The 20,878-nt window shown below is 42.8% G+C and carries 20 protein-coding genes; 19 read left to right on the top strand and 1 reads right to left on the bottom strand.

The annotated features are described in order from the left end of the window. Nucleotides 1–497 precede the first annotated feature (497 nt). From BLS23_RS11615 to uvrC, 7 genes are all read left to right on the top strand, one after another. The gene (locus BLS23_RS11615) at nt 498–2,201 is read left to right on the top strand and encodes a long-chain-fatty-acid--CoA ligase (RefSeq protein WP_089652718.1); all 1,704 of its coding nucleotides are present in this window, start codon (nt 498–500) and stop codon (nt 2,199–2,201) included. Between the two features lie 101 nt (nt 2,202–2,302). Next, nucleotides 2,303–2,893, top strand: coding sequence for a TetR/AcrR family transcriptional regulator (locus tag BLS23_RS11610; RefSeq protein WP_089652717.1), 591 nt, complete (start codon nt 2,303–2,305; stop codon nt 2,891–2,893). 16 nt (nt 2,894–2,909) lie between these two features. Continuing rightward, entirely contained in the window at nt 2,910–3,683 is a 774-nt protein-coding gene (locus BLS23_RS11605) for an enoyl-CoA hydratase (protein ID WP_089652723.1), read from the top strand. Nucleotides 3,684–3,701: 18 nt separating this feature from the next. Continuing rightward, entirely contained in the window at nt 3,702–4,475 is a 774-nt protein-coding gene (locus tag BLS23_RS11600; protein ID WP_089652716.1) for an electron transfer flavoprotein subunit beta/FixA family protein, read from the top strand. Nucleotides 4,476–4,500: 25 nt separating this feature from the next. Continuing rightward, nucleotides 4,501–5,481 (top strand): electron transfer flavoprotein subunit alpha/FixB family protein, encoded by a 981-nt coding sequence (locus tag BLS23_RS11595; RefSeq protein ID WP_089652715.1) that lies wholly within the window; start codon nt 4,501–4,503, stop codon nt 5,479–5,481. Between the two features lie 133 nt (nt 5,482–5,614). Continuing rightward, complete coding sequence (gene trxA, locus BLS23_RS11590; protein ID WP_035509527.1) at nt 5,615–5,929, top strand: thioredoxin; 315 nt, start codon at nt 5,615–5,617, stop codon at nt 5,927–5,929. 212 nt (nt 5,930–6,141) lie between these two features. Beyond that, nucleotides 6,142–7,941 carry an excinuclease ABC subunit UvrC gene (uvrC, locus tag BLS23_RS11585; RefSeq protein WP_089652714.1) on the top strand — a complete coding sequence of 600 codons (1,800 nt, stop codon included), beginning with the start codon at nt 6,142–6,144 and terminating at the stop codon, nt 7,939–7,941. Nucleotides 7,942–7,965: 24 nt separating this feature from the next. Here uvrC and BLS23_RS11580 read toward each other — a convergent pair whose 3' ends face one another. Beyond that, entirely contained in the window at nt 7,966–8,409 is a 444-nt protein-coding gene (locus BLS23_RS11580; RefSeq protein ID WP_089652713.1) for a YslB family protein, read from the bottom strand. Between the two features lie 282 nt (nt 8,410–8,691). Between BLS23_RS11580 and BLS23_RS11575 the strand changes: the two genes are divergently transcribed. From BLS23_RS11575 to BLS23_RS11520, 12 genes are all read left to right on the top strand, one after another. After that, a complete protein-coding gene (locus BLS23_RS11575; protein ID WP_089652712.1) occupies nt 8,692–9,312 on the top strand; it encodes a succinate dehydrogenase cytochrome b558 subunit in 621 nt (206 codons plus the stop codon). A gap of 62 nt (nt 9,313–9,374) precedes the next feature. Next, nucleotides 9,375–11,126: a succinate dehydrogenase flavoprotein subunit gene (gene sdhA / locus BLS23_RS11570; RefSeq protein WP_089652711.1), complete on the top strand. Its 1,752-nt coding sequence runs from the start codon at nt 9,375–9,377 to the stop codon at nt 11,124–11,126. A gap of 14 nt (nt 11,127–11,140) precedes the next feature. Continuing rightward, nucleotides 11,141–11,905, top strand: a complete 765-nt coding sequence (sdhB, locus tag BLS23_RS11565) for a succinate dehydrogenase iron-sulfur subunit (protein WP_089652710.1) — start codon at nt 11,141–11,143, stop codon at nt 11,903–11,905. A 728-nt stretch (nt 11,906–12,633) separates the two neighbouring features. Next, nucleotides 12,634–14,958, top strand: a complete 2,325-nt coding sequence (locus BLS23_RS11560; RefSeq protein WP_089652709.1) for a sensor histidine kinase — start codon at nt 12,634–12,636, stop codon at nt 14,956–14,958. Beyond that, complete coding sequence (locus tag BLS23_RS11555) at nt 14,955–15,605, top strand: response regulator transcription factor (protein ID WP_089652708.1); 651 nt, start codon at nt 14,955–14,957, stop codon at nt 15,603–15,605. The genes BLS23_RS11560 and BLS23_RS11555 overlap by 4 nt, the downstream gene beginning before the upstream one ends. Before the next feature lie 94 nt (nt 15,606–15,699). Further along, the gene (locus BLS23_RS11550) at nt 15,700–15,924 is read left to right on the top strand and encodes a helix-turn-helix domain-containing protein (protein ID WP_008635211.1); all 225 of its coding nucleotides are present in this window, start codon (nt 15,700–15,702) and stop codon (nt 15,922–15,924) included. 202 nt (nt 15,925–16,126) lie between these two features. Further along, the gene (locus BLS23_RS11545; protein WP_089652722.1) at nt 16,127–16,564 is read left to right on the top strand and encodes a MarR family winged helix-turn-helix transcriptional regulator; all 438 of its coding nucleotides are present in this window, start codon (nt 16,127–16,129) and stop codon (nt 16,562–16,564) included. Nucleotides 16,565–16,585: 21 nt separating this feature from the next. Then, a complete protein-coding gene (gene racE, locus BLS23_RS11540; protein WP_089652707.1) occupies nt 16,586–17,407 on the top strand; it encodes a glutamate racemase in 822 nt (273 codons plus the stop codon). 276 nt (nt 17,408–17,683) lie between these two features. Next, nucleotides 17,684–18,796 carry a GerMN domain-containing protein gene (locus tag BLS23_RS11535; RefSeq protein ID WP_089652706.1) on the top strand — a complete coding sequence of 371 codons (1,113 nt, stop codon included), beginning with the start codon at nt 17,684–17,686 and terminating at the stop codon, nt 18,794–18,796. A 140-nt stretch (nt 18,797–18,936) separates the two neighbouring features. After that, complete coding sequence (gene rph, locus BLS23_RS11530) at nt 18,937–19,695, top strand: ribonuclease PH (protein WP_089652705.1); 759 nt, start codon at nt 18,937–18,939, stop codon at nt 19,693–19,695. 1 nt (nt 19,696) lies between these two features. Next, complete coding sequence (locus tag BLS23_RS11525; RefSeq protein WP_089652704.1) at nt 19,697–20,290, top strand: XTP/dITP diphosphatase; 594 nt, start codon at nt 19,697–19,699, stop codon at nt 20,288–20,290. Between the two features lie 14 nt (nt 20,291–20,304). Beyond that, on the top strand, nt 20,305–20,829 hold the full coding sequence (locus tag BLS23_RS11520) for a metallophosphoesterase (RefSeq protein WP_089652703.1): 525 nt from the start codon (nt 20,305–20,307) through the stop codon (nt 20,827–20,829). Nucleotides 20,830–20,878: the final 49 nt, after the last annotated feature.

Below are 20,878 nucleotides of genomic sequence, written 5' to 3'. Positions count from 1 at the left end.
CATGGAAGATTCTCGAAACCACTTCTGGAAAAATCAGCTTGTATGATTGAGGGAAGTGGATAATATCCCCCCTCCACAGCTGGCATTCACAACGTGAAAGCTTGATACAGAGCGCTTTATGCATGCTTAGGAGAGAAGGGTGGGAGAAACTCCTTCTCGGTATAGGGGTTCGTTTCTCCCTTATATGGAATGGGGTTGTTGGGAAGCTGCGAGACTCCCGTGGGAGAAGGAGATAGGCGAGATCCCGCAAGGCAATAGCCTGAGGAAGCTCGGCGCTCCCCCACAGGAAAGCGAGTAGCTTCCCAACAACCCCTGACTCCAAATACGGCAAACGAACCCCGGTTATCTTGAAACTGAGTCTTCCAGAAAAGGGAGCATATATGCAGGAATGGGGTTAGTTTAAAGGGGAATATTTTCAATTTTTTAAATAATAATTCAAATATGAGCCTTTAGTCGTTATAATAGGAGAGAAGACAATTATTAGGGAGGTCTGTCAAATGAGTGATTTTCAACGTCCATGGCACAAGTTATACCCACCAGAAGTCCCTGTCACTATTGATTACAAAGAACAACCACTACATGATTACCTTAAAGAAAGTGCTGAAGTTTACGGAGAAAAGAAAGCGCTTTATTTTATGGGCAAGGAGTTGGATTATAAAGAAATCTATGAACAGGCCCAAGCATTAGCGAGCTATTTGCAGGACCTTGGGTTGGAAAAAGGCGACCGGGTGTCCATCATGTTGCCGAACTGTCCTCAATCCGTCATCTCCTATTATGGAGTCCTTATGGCTGGAGGAATCGTTGTTCAGACGAACCCTCTCTATATGGAAAGGGAATTGGAGTATCAAATGAATGATTCTGGAGCCAAGATGATCATTTGTCTTGATATTCTTTATCCAAAGGCTGCCAATATCAAACCTGATACCCCTCTTGAACACATCATCGTGACAGGTATTAAAGATTACCTTCCTTTCCCTAAAAATAAAATTTATCCTTTTATTCAAAAACGGCAGTATCAAGTGCTCGTCAAACCGGAACAATCCACAGATACTCATCTATGGTCCCACATCTTGAAAAACGCAAGCGGAAATGTGGAAGAGGTAGAGATCGATCCTAAAGAGGATCTTGCGTTACTACAATACACCGGAGGAACGACTGGTTTTCCAAAAGGTGTCATGCTTACTCATTACAATCTGATCGTCAACACGCAAATGTCGAAGAAATGGTTGTACAAGTGCAAAGACGGCGAAGAAACCGTGCTTGCCATTTTACCGTTCTTCCATGTATATGGAATGACTTCGGTTATGAACCTGTCTGTCATGATGGGGAACAAAATGATTCTTATGCCAAAGTTTGAACCGGAAGATGTTTTGAAAGTCATCGAAAAACAAAAACCGACCTTATTTCCTGGAGCCCCTACGATTTATATTGCCTTATTGAACCACCCGAATTTGAAAAAATATGACCTTTCATCCATTGAAGCTTGTATTAGTGGTTCAGCTCCGTTGCCGGTTGAAGTACAAGAACGCTTCGAAGCTGTCACAGGTGGTCGCCTTGTTGAAGGCTATGGGTTGACGGAAACCTCTCCAGTTACCCATTCCAATCTGGTATGGGGGCAGCGTATGAGTGGAAGCATTGGTGTGCCATGGCCGGATACAGACGCGAAGATCTACAAGATGGATGCTGATGAAGAAGCTGAGAATGGAGAAATCGGAGAAATCGTTGTCAAAGGTCCTCAAGTGATGAGAGGTTATTGGAACAGGCCGGAAGAAACGGCCCAAGTTCTCAGTGAGGATGGCTGGTTCCGTACAGGGGATATGGGGTATATGGATGATGCTGGATACTTTTATATTGTCGACCGGAAAAAAGATATGATCATCGCAGGCGGATATAACATCTATCCTCGCGAAGTGGAAGAAGTCCTTTACGAGCACTCCGAAATTCAAGAAGCTGTCGTTGTAGGAGTTCCTGATCCGTATCGCGGAGAAACCGTAAAAGCCTTCATCGTTAAAAAACAGGGAAGCGAAATTACAGAAGATGAACTGAATGAATATTGTCGTAAAAACATTGCTTCTTATAAAGTGCCGCGGTTGTATGAATTTAGAGATGAGCTACCTAAAACAGCGGTCGGTAAAATCTTAAGGAGAACATTGATCGATGAAGAAAAGCGCAAGTATGAGGAATCTGAAAGTATTCAATAAACCCCAAAAAGAAAGTTGACAGAATATTTCTTTGCTTGTAGAATAATAAGTGAATGATGATTCATTCATTTTTCAGTTCGCAATAGCAAGGAGATATACCATTGAAGAAAAATAAACCGAAATTCAAACAAATCATTGATGCAGCTGTCGAAGTCATTGCTGAAAATGGCTACCACTCTTCTCAGGTTTCTAAGATAGCAAAAAAAGCGGGAGTGGCAGATGGAACCATCTATCTTTATTTTAAAAACAAGGAAGATATCCTTGTATCATTGTTTCAAGAAAAAATGGGGCAATTCATAGAAAAGATTGAGCAGGAAACAACCTCTAAGCAGTCAGCGGAACAAAAACTTTTGACTTTAATCCAAACACATTTTGAACAGCTGGCTGCCGATCACCATCTGGCGATTGTGACACAGTTGGAATTGCGCCAATCAAATAAAGAGTTGAGACAAAAAATCAACTATGTATTGAAGCGCTATTTGAACGTCATTGATCAAATTGTTGAAGAAGGTGTCGAGGAGGAGTTGTTCCGTAGTGGCCTGGATCGCCGTCTTGTACGTCAAATGATTTTTGGAACGATGGATGAGACGGTGACAAATTGGGTCATGAAAGAGCAACGGTATAACATAGAAGAACAGGCCAAAGAAGTCCATAGCTTAATTGTGAATGGATTAGCCCGTCATGATAAGTGAGAAAGGTGATGATGATTTGTCGACTTTAACTTCACAAGTAAAAGGGAATGTAGCAGAAATCACGATTCAGAGCCCGCCTGCCAACGCACTGTCCAGCTCCATACTTCAGGACCTTTCCAAGGAACTGGATCAAATGGAAAGTGACCCTTCCATAAAAGCCATTCTTCTTAAAGGGGAGGGACGATTCTTCTCTGCAGGAGCAGATATCAAGGAGTTTACATCTCTCCAAGGAGAAGATGACTATAAAGGATTGGCAGCTAAGGGACAGCAGTTGTTTAGCAGAATTGAAAATTTTCATATCCCTGTGATTGCTGCTATTCATGGAGCGGCACTAGGTGGAGGCCTAGAGCTCGCTATGTCCTGCCACATCCGCTATGTAGCAGATGATGCAAAGTTAGGGTTGCCTGAATTGAATCTTGGAATTATCCCTGGCTTTGCAGGGACCCAAAGGTTACCAAGATACGTCGGCACAGCGAAAGCATATGAAATGATTCTTTCAGGCGTGCCGATTAGTGGTGAAGAAGCTGCCAGACTAGGTCTAGCTAATCAAAGTTTTTCTAATGAGGAACTTTTTGAAAAAGCAGAACAATTGGCTCAAACGATTGCTCAAAAAAGCGGGCCGACCATTCACCATGTCATGAAGTTGATTCCGTATGCCCATACTTCTCAGTTTGAAGCAGGGAACCATGCGGAAGCGGACGCCTTTGGAGAGGTGTTTGGGAATGAAGATGCTAAAGAAGGCATCCAAGCATTCATTGAAAAAAGAAAGCCAGCATTTAAAAATCAATAGTCCAGGAGGTATATAGACATGAATATTTACGTTTTGTTGAAAAGAACGTTCGACACAGAGGAAAAAATCTCTGTAAGTAATGGAGTGATTGCTGATGATGGGGCAGAGTACATCATCAACCCATATGATGAGTATGCAGTGGAAGAAGCGATTAATCTGCGTGACGAGCACGGCGGTGAAGTGACAGTCGTGACGATCGGAGAAGAGGAAGCAGAGAAACAGCTTCGGACAGCTCTGGCTATGGGAGCAGATAAAGCTGTCCTTATTAACACGGAAGATGACCTTGAAGAAGGTGACCAGTTTACAACGGTTAAAATTCTTGAAGCATTCTTTGAAGATAAAGAAGTCGACATTATTCTTGGCGGGAACGTAGCCATTGATGAAGCAAGTGGTCAAGTAGGTCCTCGTCTGGCTGAACGTCTGGATATGCCGTGTGTGACGACAATCACGGATATCAAAATTGATGGCACGACAGTAAACATTGAGCGTGACGTTGAAGGGGATGTCGAAAAGGTCGAAACGACGCTTCCTGTCCTGGTTACATGCCAACAAGGTTTGAATGAGCCAAGATATCCTTCTTTGCCGGGGATTATGAAAGCGAAGAAAAAACCACTCGATGAACTGGAAATCGATGACCTGGACTTGGATGAAGACGACGTGGAACCAAAAACAAAAACGACTGAAATTTTCCTTCCACCTGAAAAAGAAGCAGGGAAAGTACTCGAAGGAGAAGTCGATGACCAAGTAAAAGAACTTGTATCATTATTAAAAACAGAAGCGAAAGTACTGTAAATAGACAAGGGAAAGGAGAATCTTTATGAGTAAAAAAGTTTTGGTGATCGGGGAAGCAAGAGAAGGATCTCTTCGTAATGTTACATTTGAAGCCATTGCGGCAGCGAATATCGTCAGTGATGGGGGAGAAGTCGTTGGTGTCCTTTGTGGAGATGGCGATTTAAATGAGATGGGACAGGAAATGGTTTACTATGGTGCTTCCAAAGTAATCACTGTTTCAAACCCAGATTTGAAAACGTATACATCTGATGGTTATGCTCAAGCGGTATATCAGGTGATCCAGGATGAATCACCTGAAGGAATCATCATGGGTCATACGGCGATTGGTAAGGATTTGACTCCGAAACTTGCCAGTAAGCTCGAGTCTGGATTAATTTCAGATGCTACTGAGGTAGTCGCTGAAGGTGGCGACATTGTTTTCACACGTCCCATCTATTCCGGAAAAGCTTTCGAGAAGAAAGTGGTTACAGAGGGACTCGTGTTTGCGACCATTCGTCCAAATAACATCCCAGCGCTTACAAGAGATGACTCTTTAGCAGGAAGCGTATCTGAAAAAGAAGTGGAGATTTCAAATATCCGTACAATAATAAAGGATATCTTACGCAAGTCTTCGGATGGTGTCGATCTTTCGGAAGCGAAAGTCATTGTAGCCGGTGGTCGTGGCGTGAAGAGTGCGGAAGGTTTTGAACCACTTGATAAACTTGCTGAGGTTCTCGGGGGGACAGTTGGTGCATCCCGCGGAGCATGCGATGCGGGTTACTGTGACTACTCTTTACAAATCGGTCAAACAGGAAAGGTTGTTACGCCAGACCTGTATATTGCATGCGGTATATCTGGAGCTATTCAACACTTAGCTGGAATGTCGAACTCCAAAGTCATTGTGGCGATTAATAAGGATCCAGAAGCAAACATCTTCAATGTTGCTGATTACGGAATTGTCGGCGATTTGTTCGATGTTGTGCCTAAACTAATTGAAGAAATTAAAGAAATGAAAGTAAACGCGTAAGCTTAAAGCCGAAGCCAAATATTTGGCTTCGGCTTTATTCCATGTTTAAATAAGGTATAAACAAATTGTTAGTCACTAAAAATAGATAGTGATATACTCTTAACAGACTATTAGGTCGAGGAGGAATTATATAATGGCAATTGTAAAAGCAACTGATCAAAACTTTACAGAAGAAACTAACCAGGGTCTTGTCCTAGCTGACTTCTGGGCACCATGGTGTGGCCCTTGTAAGATGATTGCACCCGTATTAGAGGAATTGGATGCGGAGATGAGCGATCAAGTAAAAATCGTCAAGCTGGATGTTGACGAAAACCAAGAAACAGCAGGTAAGTTCGGTGTCATGAGTATCCCGACACTGCTTCTATTCAAAGATGGTCAAGTGGTTGATCAAGTCATCGGGTTCCAACCGAAAGAAGCCCTGGCTGAATTGATTCAAAAACATTCCTAATGAAAGAATTAACTTTGAAAGCCGCGTTGCCAAGCAGCGCGGCTTTCATCATCTTTAAGGGTGTACTCAGGTTCAAGATCTTAAGCAGCTTTTTGCGTATTCAATCACTCGAGACGTTGCTTAAGTTGGTCTAGACGCATTGAACCTGCATACTTGTTCCATAGTTGTGGTATTTTTCAATATATAATCTGCAAGTCATGGAGTGAACTTTTATGAACTCAACAATTAAAGAGAAACTGGCTGTACTACCGGATCAGCCCGGTTGTTATTTGATGAAGGATAAGAATGATACAGTCATCTACGTAGGGAAGTCTAAAGTGTTAAAAAATCGAGTCCGCTCTTATTTTACTGGAGCACATGACGGTAAAACACAGCGACTTGTCCGTGAAATCATCAACTTCGAATACATCGTGACCACTTCAGAGATTGAAGCTTTAATACTGGAAATGAATTTAATAAAAAAATACGATCCAAAATACAACGTTTTATTAAAAGACGATAAAACGTACCCATATTTGAAGGTGACCGCAGAGAGACACCCCAGGCTGATTGTCACAAGAAACGTGAAAAAAGATAAAGGGAAGTATTTTGGTCCCTACCCAAACGTCATTGCTGCAAGGGAAACGAAAAAGCTATTGGATCGATTGTATCCATTGAGAAAATGTAATACCATGCCCGACCGTGTTTGTCTTTATTACCACATGCATCAGTGCTTGGGACCATGTGAGTATAAGGTATCCAAACAAACCAATGAAGAAATTGTCCAAAATATAACCTCCTTCTTAAATGGGGGCCATACGGAAATAAAGAAAGATTTGAAAAAGCGTATGCTTGAAGCTTCAGAAGAGCTTGATTTTGAACGTGCGAAAGAATTGAGAGATCAAATTGAGCATATTGAATCTGTCATGGAACAACAGAAGATGACGATGAATGATCAAGTAGACAGGGACATCTTCGGTTATTCCTATGATAAAGGGTGGATGTGTGTACAGGTCTTTTTCGTTCGTCAGGGCAAACTCATCGAACGGGATGTCACGTTGTTTCCATTTTTCGATGATCCAGAAGAAACGTTTATCAGCTATATCGGCCGCTTCTACTTGCACCAAAACCATCCATATCCTAAACAAGTCCTCGTCCCGGTTGCAACGGACGTCGATGTTTTAGAAGGAGCATTAGATACGAAAGTCCATATACCTATGCGTGGTCGAAAGAAAGAATTGGTTGAGCTTGCGATGAAAAACGCAAAAATATCTTTGGAAGAAAAATTTGCTCTGATCGAACGAGATGAAGAGCGAACCATTAAAGCCGTTGAAGCACTTGGAAATCATCTTCACATTGAAACACCTCACCGGATCGAAGCTTTCGATAACTCCAATATACAAGGGGCAGATCCTGTTTCAGCCATGGTTGTTTTCATTGATGGAAAACCACATAAGAAAGAGTACAGGAAGTATAAGATCAGGGATGTAGAGGGTCCTGATGACTACGAAACCATGAGGGAAGTGATTCGAAGGAGGTACAAGCGGGTGTTAAAAGAAGACCTGCCCCTCCCTGATTTAATTGTCGTCGATGGCGGGAAGGGTCAAATGACGGCAGCTCTTGATGTCCTTGAGAATGAACTCGGTGTTGATGTTCCTCTATGCGGCCTAGCTAAAGACGATAAACACAAAACCAGTGAATTATTATACGGGGATCCACCAAGCCCTATCGATCTTGATCGTCAGTCTCAAGAATTTTATCTTGTCCAAAGGATTCAAGATGAGGTTCACAGATTCGCCATTTCCTTTCACCGACAGCTTCGAGGCAAGGGTGCCATTCAATCTGAACTGGATCGTATACCAGGGGTCGGCCAGAAACGAAGGCGCTTATTGTTAAGACACTTCAAGTCTGTAACGGAAATTAAAAATGCAGATATTGAGGATATTACGAGATTAGGTATTCCGGAACCTGTAGCTAATACGATTCTCATCCATTTGAATCAGGATAACGTAGAAGAACCAGCTGAAGAATAACAGCTGGTTCTTTTCTTTCTTTATTTATCCTTTTAGTGCTTTAATTTCAACATAGTTCTCTTTGTGGTTTTTCTCTTCAAAACATTCATATGTATAATCACTAATTTGGCAGATGATTTCTGCCATGAACCCACATTCCATGCGGAACTCGACTTCGAACATTTTTTGATTCAGCCGCTTCTCTATCATATGGCCGCTCAATTTAAAAATCATTTCTTTTCTCTTTTCTTTGACTAAAACAAGTTCACCCCAGCCCATGTACTGGAAAAACTCATAAAGCTCATCCAAGGTGCTGATTTCTGTCTGTCTAGCCATGTTCTTCCCCATATAATAAAGGAGGTAGGGGGCATCTTTCCCTAAGAAATCCGGGAGGGTGTAATAACGCATCAAATCAAAACCTGCGCCTGTCCCTACAAGCGATGAAATGTTGCCGGTTGTTAGCTTCGTAGATTCTTTCAAAACGCTCATTCCTTTCTCTCCTTATTATCACTCGAAACAAGGTTTGGTGCAATAAAAATTGTCCCTTTTCATCGAAAGGAAATAAATGTGTATTTTTGAGCAAATTATGAACGTGCTTTCTTGACGCTTATACGGGATAGAAGTACAATAAACATGTCACAAATTGTACATTGGTCAGACAAGTAAGAAGGGAACAGGGGCTTTTCCTATTATTTTTAACGCTAAATTAAAGCGCTTAACTGTCTGAAAAATGTTCATATTCAAACTGTTATCATCTTGAGGGGGGTAAATATGGCGGGAACACGCGGATACGTTAATCGAAGACTGCATTCACTTTTGGGAGTCGTCCCAATCGGGATCTTTTTGATCCAGCACTTGACTGTGAACTATTTTGCAACACGTGGACCAGAAGCATTTAACGCTGCAGCTCATTTTATGGAGAGCTTGCCATATCGTTATGTACTGGAGACTTTCATTATCTTTTTACCACTGTTGTTCCACTCTATTTACGGAGTGTATATTGCTTTCACAGCGAAAAGTAATTTATCTAACTTCGGTTATTTCAGGAACTGGATGTTCATCTTCCAACGGATCACTGGAATCATCACACTCATATTCATTGCATGGCATGTATGGGAAACGAGAATTGCTATTGGTTTCGGTTGGGCAGAATTGAACTATTCGTTGATGGAAGGCATCCTTACTGAACCTTTCTTCTTTTGGTTCTACATAGTAGGGGTCATCTCAACGACTTTCCACTTCTCTAATGGTCTTTGGTCGTTCTTTGTCAGCTGGGGAATCACAGTATCACCTCGCTCACAGAAGATTATGACCTATGCAAGCATTATTATTTTCCTTGCGATCTCTTATGTTGGTGTTCGTACACTGATTCAATTCGCATATGGCATATAATCAATGAAAATTTCAATTACGAAACGGTAGATTTTTAGTATTCAAGGGAGTGAGCTTCAATCATGACAAACCGTAATATTGTTGTTGTCGGTGGTGGTTTAGCCGGCCTAATGGCAACAATTAAAGCAGCAGAACAAGGGGTTCACGTGGACTTGCTTTCCATTGTTCCTGTTAAGCGTTCTCACTCTGTATGTGCCCAAGGCGGAATTAACGGGGCAGTTAATACGAAAGGGGAAGGCGATTCCCCATGGGAACACTTTGACGATACAGTTTATGGGGGCGACTTCTTAGCGAACCAGCCTCCAGTAAAAGCGATGTGTGATGCAGCACCAGGAATTATTCACTTGCTGGATCGTATGGGCGTAATGTTCAACCGTACTCCGGAGGGATTGCTTGATTTCCGTCGCTTTGGTGGAACGCAGCACCACCGTACAGCATTTGCCGGAGCAACAACCGGTCAACAGCTTCTTTACGCTCTTGATGAACAAGTGCGTCGCCATGAAGTGAATGGCCTTGTAACGAAATATGAAAACTGGGAATTCCTATCCGCCATTGTCGATGATAAAGGTGTAGGTCGAGGTATTATTGGTCAGAACCTTAGTGACCACGAAATTAAAGCCTTCCCAGCAGATGCTGTCATCATGGCAACAGGCGGACCTGGAATCATTTTCGGTAAGTCAACGAACTCTGTCATCAACACAGGATCCGCAGCAGGTGCCCTTTATCAGCAAGGCGTAGACTATGCAAACGGAGAATTCATTCAAATTCACCCGACAGCGATTCCTGGGGATGACAAATTGCGCCTTATGAGTGAATCGGCTCGTGGTGAAGGTGGACGTGTATGGACATATAAAGATGGGGAGCCATGGTATTTCTTAGAGGAAAAATATCCGGCTTATGGAAACCTCGTACCACGTGACATTGCGACACGCGAAATCTTTGATGTTTGTGTCAATCAAAAGCTAGGGATCAATGGTGAAAACATGGTGTATCTTGACCTTTCCCATAAAGATCCGAAGGAATTGGACGTCAAGCTTGGCGGAATCATTGAAATCTATGAAAAATTCGTAGGAGATGATCCGCGTAAAGTACCGATGAAGATTTTCCCTGCGGTGCACTACTCCATGGGTGGAATGTGGGTCGATTATGACCAGATGACCAATATCCCAGGAATTTTCGCTGCCGGAGAATGTGATTATACTCAACACGGTGGGAACAGACTCGGGGCAAACTCACTTCTTTCTTCCATTTTTGGTGGAATGGTAGCTGGACCGAATGCTGTTAAATATATTGATGGATTAGAAACACTGGCGGATGATATGACATCCAAACTGTTTGAAGAGAAAGTAAAAGAAGAACAGGATAAATTCGAGGAAATTATGAATATGGATGGCGATGAAAATGCTTACCAAATTCATAAAGAGCTTGGGGAATGGATGACGGACAACGTTACGGTTGTCCGGGAAAACGAAAAGCTTCTGAAAACAGATGAAAAGATCGTAGAATTGATGGATCGTTACAAACGAATCAACATCAATGATACTTCTCGCTGGAGCAACCAGGGAGCCATGTTCACACGTCAGCTTTGGAACATGCTCCAGTTAGCGCGTGTTATTACTCAAGGCGCATACAACCGTAATGAAAGCCGTGGCGCCCACTATAAGCCAGAATTCCCTGAACGTAATGACGAAGATTGGCTGAAGACAACGGTTGCTAGCTTTGATAAAGAAAACAATAAGCCGGTATTCCGTTATGACGAAGTCGATACATCCTTAATCGAGCCTCGTAAACGTGACTACTCGAAAAGTAAATAAAGGAGGTAACGATCATGAGCGAAAATAAAACGGTCACGATGATCATTACTCGTCAGGACCACCCTGATGAATCATCTTATGAAGAGAAATTCGAGATTCCGTATCGTGAAAATATGAACGTCATCTCTGCGCTTATGGAAATTCGTCGTAACCCTGTCAATGCAGATGGTGAACCGACGACTCCTGTTTATTGGGATATGGGTTGTTTGGAAGAGGTATGTGGCGCTTGTTCCATGGTGATCAATGGCACACCTCGTCAATCCTGTACAGCACTTGTTGACCAACTCGAACAGCCGATCCGCTTGGCTCCTATGACGACATTCCCAGTCAACCGTGACCTGGCAGTTGATCGCAGCCGGATGTTCGATTCATTGAAGAAAGTTAAAGCCTGGATTCCAATTGATGGAACATACGATCTAGGTCCAGGACCTAAGATGCCAGAAAGTAAACGTCAGTGGGCTTATGAGTTATCCAAATGTATGACATGTGGAGTATGCTTGGAAGCTTGCCCGAACGTCAATAGTAAGTCGGACTTCATCGGACCTGCTCCATTGTCTCAAGTTCGTCTGTTCAACTCCCACCCTACAGGAGAGATGAATAAGAGTGAACGTTTGCAGACAATCATGGATGAAGAGGGTCTAATGGGTTGCGGAAACGCACAAAACTGTGTACAGTCATGTCCTAAAGGAATTCCTTTAACGACTTCCATTGCTGCCCTTAACCGTGACACAGCTATTGAATCTTTCAAAAGCTTCTTCGGAAGCGACCAACGCGTCTAATATTACTAAAGAAGTCTCCATTTTTTATGGAGACTTCTTTTTTTTTCATTTCTACTTCTTCCACAAACGCTCCCGCTTGTGGAAGACTCAGTTTCGAGACTTTTGTTGAGTGGATGGGGGCTGCGGGGAATAGCTCGCTTTCTTTAGGGGTGCAAGGAGCACCTAACAAAAATCCTTAAAGAAGGCCTTGCTTAGCTGAAATAATGAAAGACAAATCCTAGCCTTGGATACGGGGTCAGGGAAACGACGATTTGCAATGTTTTGAATCAGTCAGTAGAAAAACACACGCGTTTGTGTCTCCATTCTTTTTTCATGCGGACGTTTCCCAGACCCTGTTCCCACGCCTTATTCGTGCAGGATGTATGGTTGAAACAACTCTATAACGGCGTGGGTGAACAGGCTTTCGTTACAGAGATCGGCAGGTTACTGCTCAAGGGATTTCGAGAACCTCGTATGGCAAAGGGGCGGAGGGAAACGGTGAGACTCCTATGGGGTGTGCGGGACAGCTGAGACCCCGGAAGGCGTAGCCTGAGGAGGCTCAGCGCCCGCCCCATGGAAAGCGAACCTTTTCCCGTAGCCCCAAGAATTGCACAAACATCTCGAAATCAAGTCTTCAAGAATCCTGCCATATTGCTGAATAATATATGGAAAAAAGACTATGGGTTGTAGGCTGTAAGTTCCATAGTATAATAGACTTGGTTGAATAATGTACGAAGGTGGATTTATACATGTTTAATTTCAAATGGTCTCAGTGGTTGGTTCTATCCTTTTTCATTTTATCCGCTTGTTACATGATCGTATTATCCGTCACCCAGCCCTACCTTGGAATCGGCGTAAACGAAAGACAAGGAGAATGGGTGGTGACCTCTGTACACAGTGGAAGTTGGGGAGACCGTCATGGGTTTCCGCTTGGAGGAGAAATCCATTCGATAAATGATGAACCCCCAGAGGAACATCGTTCTGTTTCAATGTTCAATGAGCTGGAAGGAGCGAACTCATTTTCAATACAACATAATGGACAAGAGACTTTCTACAATGACATTGAAAATTCAAGTCCCATTCATTGGTTATTGTACATTGTCATTCCCGCTCTTTTCTTTTTAGTTATTCTGGGTATATCCTACCTTGTTCATAAACGAGTACCGAAGAGGTATTCAGCAGAACAGTTGATTTTGTTCTTTCTAGCTATTGCTACTGGATATTTAAGCAACAGTGGCGCGGTAAGGGATGATTTGTACGGTCTATTTTTAAACACAGGGTTATTTTTGTTTTCCCCTGTGATTTTAATCCATTTTTTATATAACTACTTTCAGGAATTGAACATTTATTGGTTTTCAAAAAAAATCGTGTATTCGCTATACCTCACTGTAGGGTTTGTATCGTTACTCGAAGGTTACTTCCTGACTATAGAATCTTATCCAGCATTCTTTGACCCGATCCCCGGCGGCTTGCTTTTGGTTTTGTATATTATCTCGTTTTTTATCATTTACCGGGGACTGTATATTCACAAGAGTGCAGCGGTGGGTCCCATTTTTAAATACATGGCCATAGGGATGACGATTGCGTTCTTTCCTTATATTTTTCTTTATTTGATTCCTGCCCTTGCTTTTGGAGTGAAGGTGATTTCACTTGAAGTTGGAGCTATGTTTCTTATCGCTCTACCGATTACCTTCATGTATTTGGTAACGAGAGAAAGATTGATTGATATTGACTTTGTCATGACGCGTGTCCGGTATTATATGATCCTGTCTGTCCTCCCGAGTTTAGCTCTGATGTTTACGATTGGCTGGCTAGTTGAAGAAGATTTATACGTGATCAGTTACATTCAAATGTTTTTGCTGTTCCAATCTGCTTTCGTCTTATTTTTATCAGTAAAAGAAGTGTTGGATTTCAAACTGCAGCGTTATTTGTTTTCTGCTCGTTATGGTTATCAGGAGAGTATGCACCGGATGGCTCAGGACATGAAGGACCAATCCAATGCGGTCGATTTAATGAAGGTCATGCGTGATGAAGTGAAAAATGTACTGAATGTTCGAGATATTTATATTTATTCCAAGCATAATAAACGCAATATGTACTGTGTGTATGACCAGATTCCCAGGGATATCATCGACCATTTTGATGAGCATCTGAACAATCACCATTATGATATCGGTTCAGTGATTGAAACGGAGAAAGGGTTTGGAGTCATTGTAGGCTACTCGTTAGAAAAGCTGACCATGATGTGGTGCAAAGGGAAGAAAGATTACACAACCTTGAACCGAGATGAGAAAACGTATTTGCAAACCATCTCTCATAATGCAAATATTGCGATTCAAAATATGAACACGATTGAAGATTTATTAAAAGAACTTCGTAAATTGAGAAGCGGCCAGACACAAAAATACCCAACATGGCTTTCAAGGTTATTGTTTACGATCGCTGAAAATCAAAGAAAGCAGCTTTCCATTGATTTGCATGATACGGTGCTGCAAGAGCAACTGTACCTTTATAGAAAGATGGATGATTTGATCAGGCACAGAAATGATTTAACCTCAAGTTTGCATGCAGAGTTGATGGTTTATAAAGAGTCTCTCCTTGACAGTATTCACTTGATTCGTGAGACATGTAATGAACTGCGTCCGGCATTCATTGAGGAAATGGGGCTTGTTCAATCATTAAAGAATTTGATTCATCAATATCAGCTTCGCTCGAACTTTACGGTCTATTTCTCGGATGAACGTTTTGATGCAGAACTGGATCAAGAGCGGATCTTAGCTATCTTTAGAGTTGTTCAAGAGCTTTTGACGAACGCTATGAAACACTCGGATGCAAAAATTGTCAAACTATCATTATCCAGCCAAGAGAATCAAGTGATGCTTTTATACTCAGATAACGGAAAAGGCATGGACTATTCCGTTCAACGTGATTTGTTCTCGCATATTGGGTTATCTGGGATCGAACAAAGGGTCAATGGTCTGAATGGACACCTGGAAATAGAAACCGCATTAGGCGAAGGGTTTAAAACCATGATTACGTTTCCAATTGAAATAAAAAGGGAGGTCCAAGTATGATGAATGTGTTAATCGTCGATGATCATCCTGCTGTAGGCGCAGGAACGAAATCGATGCTCGAGCAAGAAGGGGACATGCAAGTGGATGTCACTCATGAAAACCAAAAAGTAGAACCCCTTTTAAAAGAAAAAAATTATGATATCGTCCTATTGGATTTATACATGCCGGGGATAAACGGAATTGAGTTGGCGAAGAAAATCCGGAAGTCTTACCCTGATCTGAAGCTGCTTATTTATACAGGATTTGATTTGAACACCCATTTCAATATGTTGGTGGAAGCCGACATTAATGGTTTTGTCAGTAAAACGGCAACTAGTGAGCAACTGGTAACCGCGATTCGTTGTGCATGCAGGGATGAGGTGGTTATTCCTATTCATTTATTCAAACAGTTGAGAAGATCAGAGGCCAGTGTAAGCACTCCTTCTGAAACAGAAGAAGGCAACGGTTTTTCTTTGAATGAAAAAGAACAGTCAATTTTACAGGAAGTAGCGTCTGGTTATACGAACAGAGAAATTGCACAAACCCTTCACATGTCGCAGCGAAGTGTAGAATACACCTTAACTGGAATTTTTAATAAACTGAATGTAAGGTCGCGTACAGAAGCGCTCTTCAAAGCGCAAGAACTCGGGCTTGTGTCTAAATCATGAAAGCGTAGCACAGGGCGACCTTCCTGTTCATACGATACAGAGACTAAATAATTCCCCTCATATAAGCTCAGGGACAACAAGGAGGGGTACGCTTGTGAAGGAGGACGGCTATCGGCCAACACAAATTCTTACCAAGCGGGAGCGAGAAGTTTTCGAGCTTCTAGTACAGGATAAGACGACACGTGAGATCGCAAAAGAGCTCTTCATTTCAGAGAAAACTGTGCGGAATCACATCTCGAACGCAATGCAAAAGCTAGGGGTGAAAGGACGTTCCCAGGCAGTGGTAGAACTGCTGCGCATGGGAGAACTGGAATTGTGATCTCCATAGAACAGCTAACCATTGCTATTGAGATGGAGGGGGTCCTTTCAGGTAAGGTCGCGTTTAACGCAGCCATACCTGAAAGGGTTTTTCTTATAAAGAGAAGTTAGACCTTGAATTTTTCTGCTCAAACCATGAGAATGAGATTTATAAAGTATTTTCGTTAGGAGTGCTGAATGTGACAAAATCACAACAGACGACCATGATGGCTGATGTAGAGAAAGAGTTAAGATACATAGCCGGAATTATTAAACAAAGAGGACGAGTTATATTAAACCATTATCCAATTACAGCTCCACAATTCGTTGCTCTCCAGTGGCTTTTGGAGAAGGGAGACATGACGATAGGAGAGCTTTCCAACTATATCCACCTTGCCTGCAGCACGACGACAGACCTTGTAGACCGAATGGAAAAGAACGAGCTTGTAGAGAGAGTTCGTGACCCTAAAGACCGTCGTGTTGTCCGTATTCATGTCTTGGAAAAGGGAGAGAAAATCATCCATGAGGTGATTGAGAAACGGCAGAATTACCTCGAAGAAGTCTTGAAGGGCGTGCCGGAAGAGGATGTAGAAACACTCAACCGCTTACTCCACGTTCTCCATGAAAACATGAAAGAGACAGACAAGGAAACAGACAACTAAGAGATAAAAGAGGGATGCGAATTGAAACAACCGATAGGAGTCATAGATTCAGGCGTGGGCGGTTTAACGGTGGCAAGAGAGTTGATGCGGCAATTACCGAAAGAGACTTTTCTTTATCTAGGCGATACAAAAAGGTGTCCGTATGGTCCTCGCTCAGAGGAGGAAGTTCGAGCATTCACATGGCAAATGGTCAATTTCTTATTAGAGAAAAACATTAAGATGTTGGTGATTGCCTGTAATACAGCCACGGCCTATACGCTTACAGAACTTCAGGAGACGCTGAATATTCCTGTTATCGGTGTCATTGAACCCGGTGCACGTGCAGCGATTAAATTCAGTCGTAATAAACGAATTGGTGTGATCGGGACGGAAGGAACGATTGAAAGTAAAGCCTATCCGAATGCACTCGTAGTGATTGATCAAAACATCCGGGTCAATGGACTCGCCTGTCCTCCTTTTGTACCTATGGTGGAAGACGGAATTCTATCCGGACCAAAAGCTGAAGGAATCGTTTCCAATACCTTGCGGCCTCTGAAAGAAATGAATCATATCGACACTCTTATTTTAGGGTGTACCCACTATCCATTGATTAAGGATCTCGTGCAAAATGAGATGGGAAATCATATTCAAGTGATTAGTTCTGGTGAAGAAACGGCAAGGGAAGCTAGTTTGATCCTTGCTTACCATAAGCTTTTAGAAAAAGGGAACGCTTCTCCTGTTCATGAATTTTATACGACGGGAGATATCGAAAAGTTCCGCCTGGTCGCAAACAGTTGGTTTGAGGAACCCGTACAAATTCTTAAATCTGTTCGAATTGAACATGTTCCGAGCTCTGCTTACTAAAGCAGAGCTTTTTTAGAGTGTGTTATGTGAAATTGTGATCAAAAAGCCTGGTACCTCACAGAAATTTACCGGTGCCTGTCACTACTTTTAGAGCTAGGGTGCCAGGCACCGGTATACCATTTCGAGTGCCTGGCACAGATATTAAAAGTCAAAGATGAACCAGCCGGTGTTCACTTTTTTAAATAGAAGTCTCATTTTCATTCATAAAATTCTCTGGTCTAATCCTTCAGGGGGCTCGTATATATGGTAGTACAATCTATCTCAGGAGGGAAAACTATGAAGAATTACGGCTACAAACCCTTCATACTCGCGGTTTTATTACTGCTGAGTGTAGGGTTACTTTCAGGCTGCCTTTTTGAAGGAGAGCAATCATTAGAGAAAATGGATACACCTGAAGAGGCGGTTACAACAACGCCAGATCCGAGTAGTGATGAACCTCAACCTGAAGGAGAAGGTGAAAATACAGAAGGGGAAGAAGGAGAAGGGACAGAAGGTACAGAAGGTGATGCTTCTTCAGCCACAGTCGCTCGTGAAGTGTATTTAATGGACGCGAACGGCATGGTTGCCCCGCAGACACTAGAACTGCCGGCCTCAGAAGAGGTGGCAACACAGGCGCTTGAGTATATGGTAAAAGATGGTCCTGTGACGAACTTACTGCCAAATGGTTTTGAAGCGGTACTCCCTGCTGGAACAGAAATTCTTGGAGTTAACGCCAAAGAGGATGGAACGCTTGTTGTAGATGTGTCGGAAGAATTCAAAAATTATGCGGCTGAAGATGAAGAGAAAATTTTACAAGCCATGACCTATACACTGACTCAGTTCGAAAATGTGAAACGAATTAAGCTTTGGATCAACGGTCACGAACAGCAAGTGATGCCTGTCGACGGGACCCCGATTTCTAAAGGGGTCTCCCGTGCTGACGGGATCAACCACAGTGTCGGTAACAACACAGATATTATGAACAGTGAAGCAGTGACGGTATATTTCCCTGCCCAAAATGGGGAACAGGTTTATCAAGTTCCGGTGACTACTCGTGTAGCTAAAGGAAGTGACGAATATACCGCGATGGTACAGGCGTTATTGGAAGGTCCTGAACTCGGAAGTGCACTAATGAATCCTTTTAATGAAGGAGCGGAATTGGTTAACTCTAAGCTTGAAAACGGAGTGCTGACGGTTTCCTTCAATGAAAACATACTGACGAGTGTGGAGGAGCAGCCATCCTTATCTGATGCGGCGTTAGCGAGTCTTGTTATGAGCCTTACTGATCAAGCAGATATTGAATCAGTCGAAGTCCATGTAGATGGAACGGAGCATGTGTTCAATGAAGCTGGAGAGCCATTGGCTGAACCAGTTACAAGACAGGATATCAATGGCGCTGAAGCCATGTAGTCACAAAGTATAGTCAGGAAGCGCTTCAAAAGTGAAAAGCTTTTGAGGCGCTTTTCCATTTGAGCTTTAACTACCTCACGCATGTAATTTGTGTTAAGATGGGCAAGGATAATGGTGTAGGTAAAAGGAGGTCGTTACTGATGAGAAATGATCATCGGGAAGTCAACGAACTAAGAAAAGTAACAATCGAAACGGATTATGTGAAGCATCCAGAAGGGTCCGTGCTGATCAGTTTTGGAGATACGAAAGTAATTTGTAATGCCAGCGTAGAGGATCGTGTACCTCCTTTTTTACGTGGACAAGGAAAGGGCTGGATTACAGCTGAATATGCAATGCTGCCTCGTGCAACCGAACAAAGAAATATACGTGAGTCGTCAAAAGGAAAAGTTTCTGGGCGTACGATGGAAATCCAACGTTTGATCGGACGTTCTCTCCGGGCCGTTGTTGATTTAGATAAAATCGGCGAACGTACCATTTGGGTCGATTGTGATGTGATCCAGGCTGACGGAGGAACACGCACAGCTTCCATAACTGGTGCATTCGTTGCTGTCGTTATTGCTTTAGGCAAATTAGTGAATAAAAAAACGATCAAAGAGCTGCCTATAACAGATTTCTTGACTGCTATCTCTGTAGGTGTATTGCCTGATGGAAATGAGATCCTGGACCTTTGTTACGAAGAAGACAGCAAAGCACAGGTGGATATGAACGTCATCATGACTGGAAATGGTGAGTTTGTTGAATTACAGGGAACTGGAGAAGAAGCAACATTCTCCATGCAGCAGCTGCAAAAGATGTTGTCCCTCGCTGAGGAAGGCGTTACAGATCTAATCAAACTCCAGGAAGAAGCAATCGGAGAATGGTCAGACGTCATCCGTACAAAAGCGGAGGCGGCTAAGTAAAATGAAGGAACTAATAGTGGCGACGAAGAACCCAGGTAAAGTAAATGAGTTCCGCCAGATGTTTTCCAAGTACGACATTTCCGTAAAATCCCTATTAGATATTGATCGTTCCATAGACATAGAAGAAACAGGATCGACATTTGAAGAAAATGCGGTCATTAAAGCGGAAGCGATGGCAGAGCATTTTGAAGTTCCTGTGGTGGCTGACGATTCAGGCTTGGAAGTCGATGCATTGAATGGGGAACCGGGCGTTTATTCCGCCCGCTATGCAGGAATAGAAAAAGATGACGGCAAAAATACAGAAAAACTCTTAAAACAACTCTATGGCGTACCCGAAGAAAAGAGAACAGCACGCTTCGTATGTGCTGTAGCAGTTGCGAGGCCAGGAGAAAACACATTTGTTAGAAGAGGAACGTGTGAAGGCGTTATTGCTACCGAACCTCAAGGCACAAATGGTTTCGGTTATGATCCTGTATTCATACCGGAAGGGTCTTCCCGTACGATGGCTGAACACTCCTCTGAAGAGAAGAACGCAATCAGCCACCGTCACCACGCCATACAACAAATTGAAGAGTGGTTGAAAACTCAAAGCTAATCGAGGTGAGTCGTATGCCGAAAGTTTTAATTGTGAGTGATACCCATGGTTTGAAAAACGAAGTGATGGAAATCAAAGAGAGACATCAGGATGTCGATGCCATGATTCATTGCGGAGATTCTGAACTCGCTTATGATGCTGAAGAGCTTGAAGGCTTCACATATGCAAAAGGGAACTGTGATTTCGAACCAGAAATGGAGGAAGAGCAAACCCTTCAGGTAGGAGAAGTGAGGTTTTTGGTAGTTCATGGACATCTGCATCAGATCAAGTCAACGTTGATGCCCCTCTCTTATCGTGCAGAAGAAGTCGGTGCCCAAGTCGCCTGCTTCGGCCATTCTCATTTAGCAGGAGCAGAAAAAGTTGGCGACACACTTTTCATCAACCCAGGAAGCGCAAGGCTCCCGAGGGATCGAGAGGAACCGACTTATGCGATTATGGAATGGGAAGATATCAATGACATACACTTACAATTTTATCATGTGAATGGCGAACCTATGCCTGACTTACACATGACAACAGCACTTGCAGCGAAGAATTAATTTCTTTGCTGCAACCTGTTGACATTTCCCCGTATTCTTAATATAATAA

The sequence above is a fragment of the Halobacillus aidingensis genome (assembly GCF_900104185.1).
In the GTDB taxonomy this organism is placed as follows: Bacteria; Bacillota; Bacilli; order Bacillales; family Halobacillaceae; genus Halobacillus; species Halobacillus aidingensis.
This window is presented reverse-complemented; position numbering and strand designations above follow the sequence as displayed.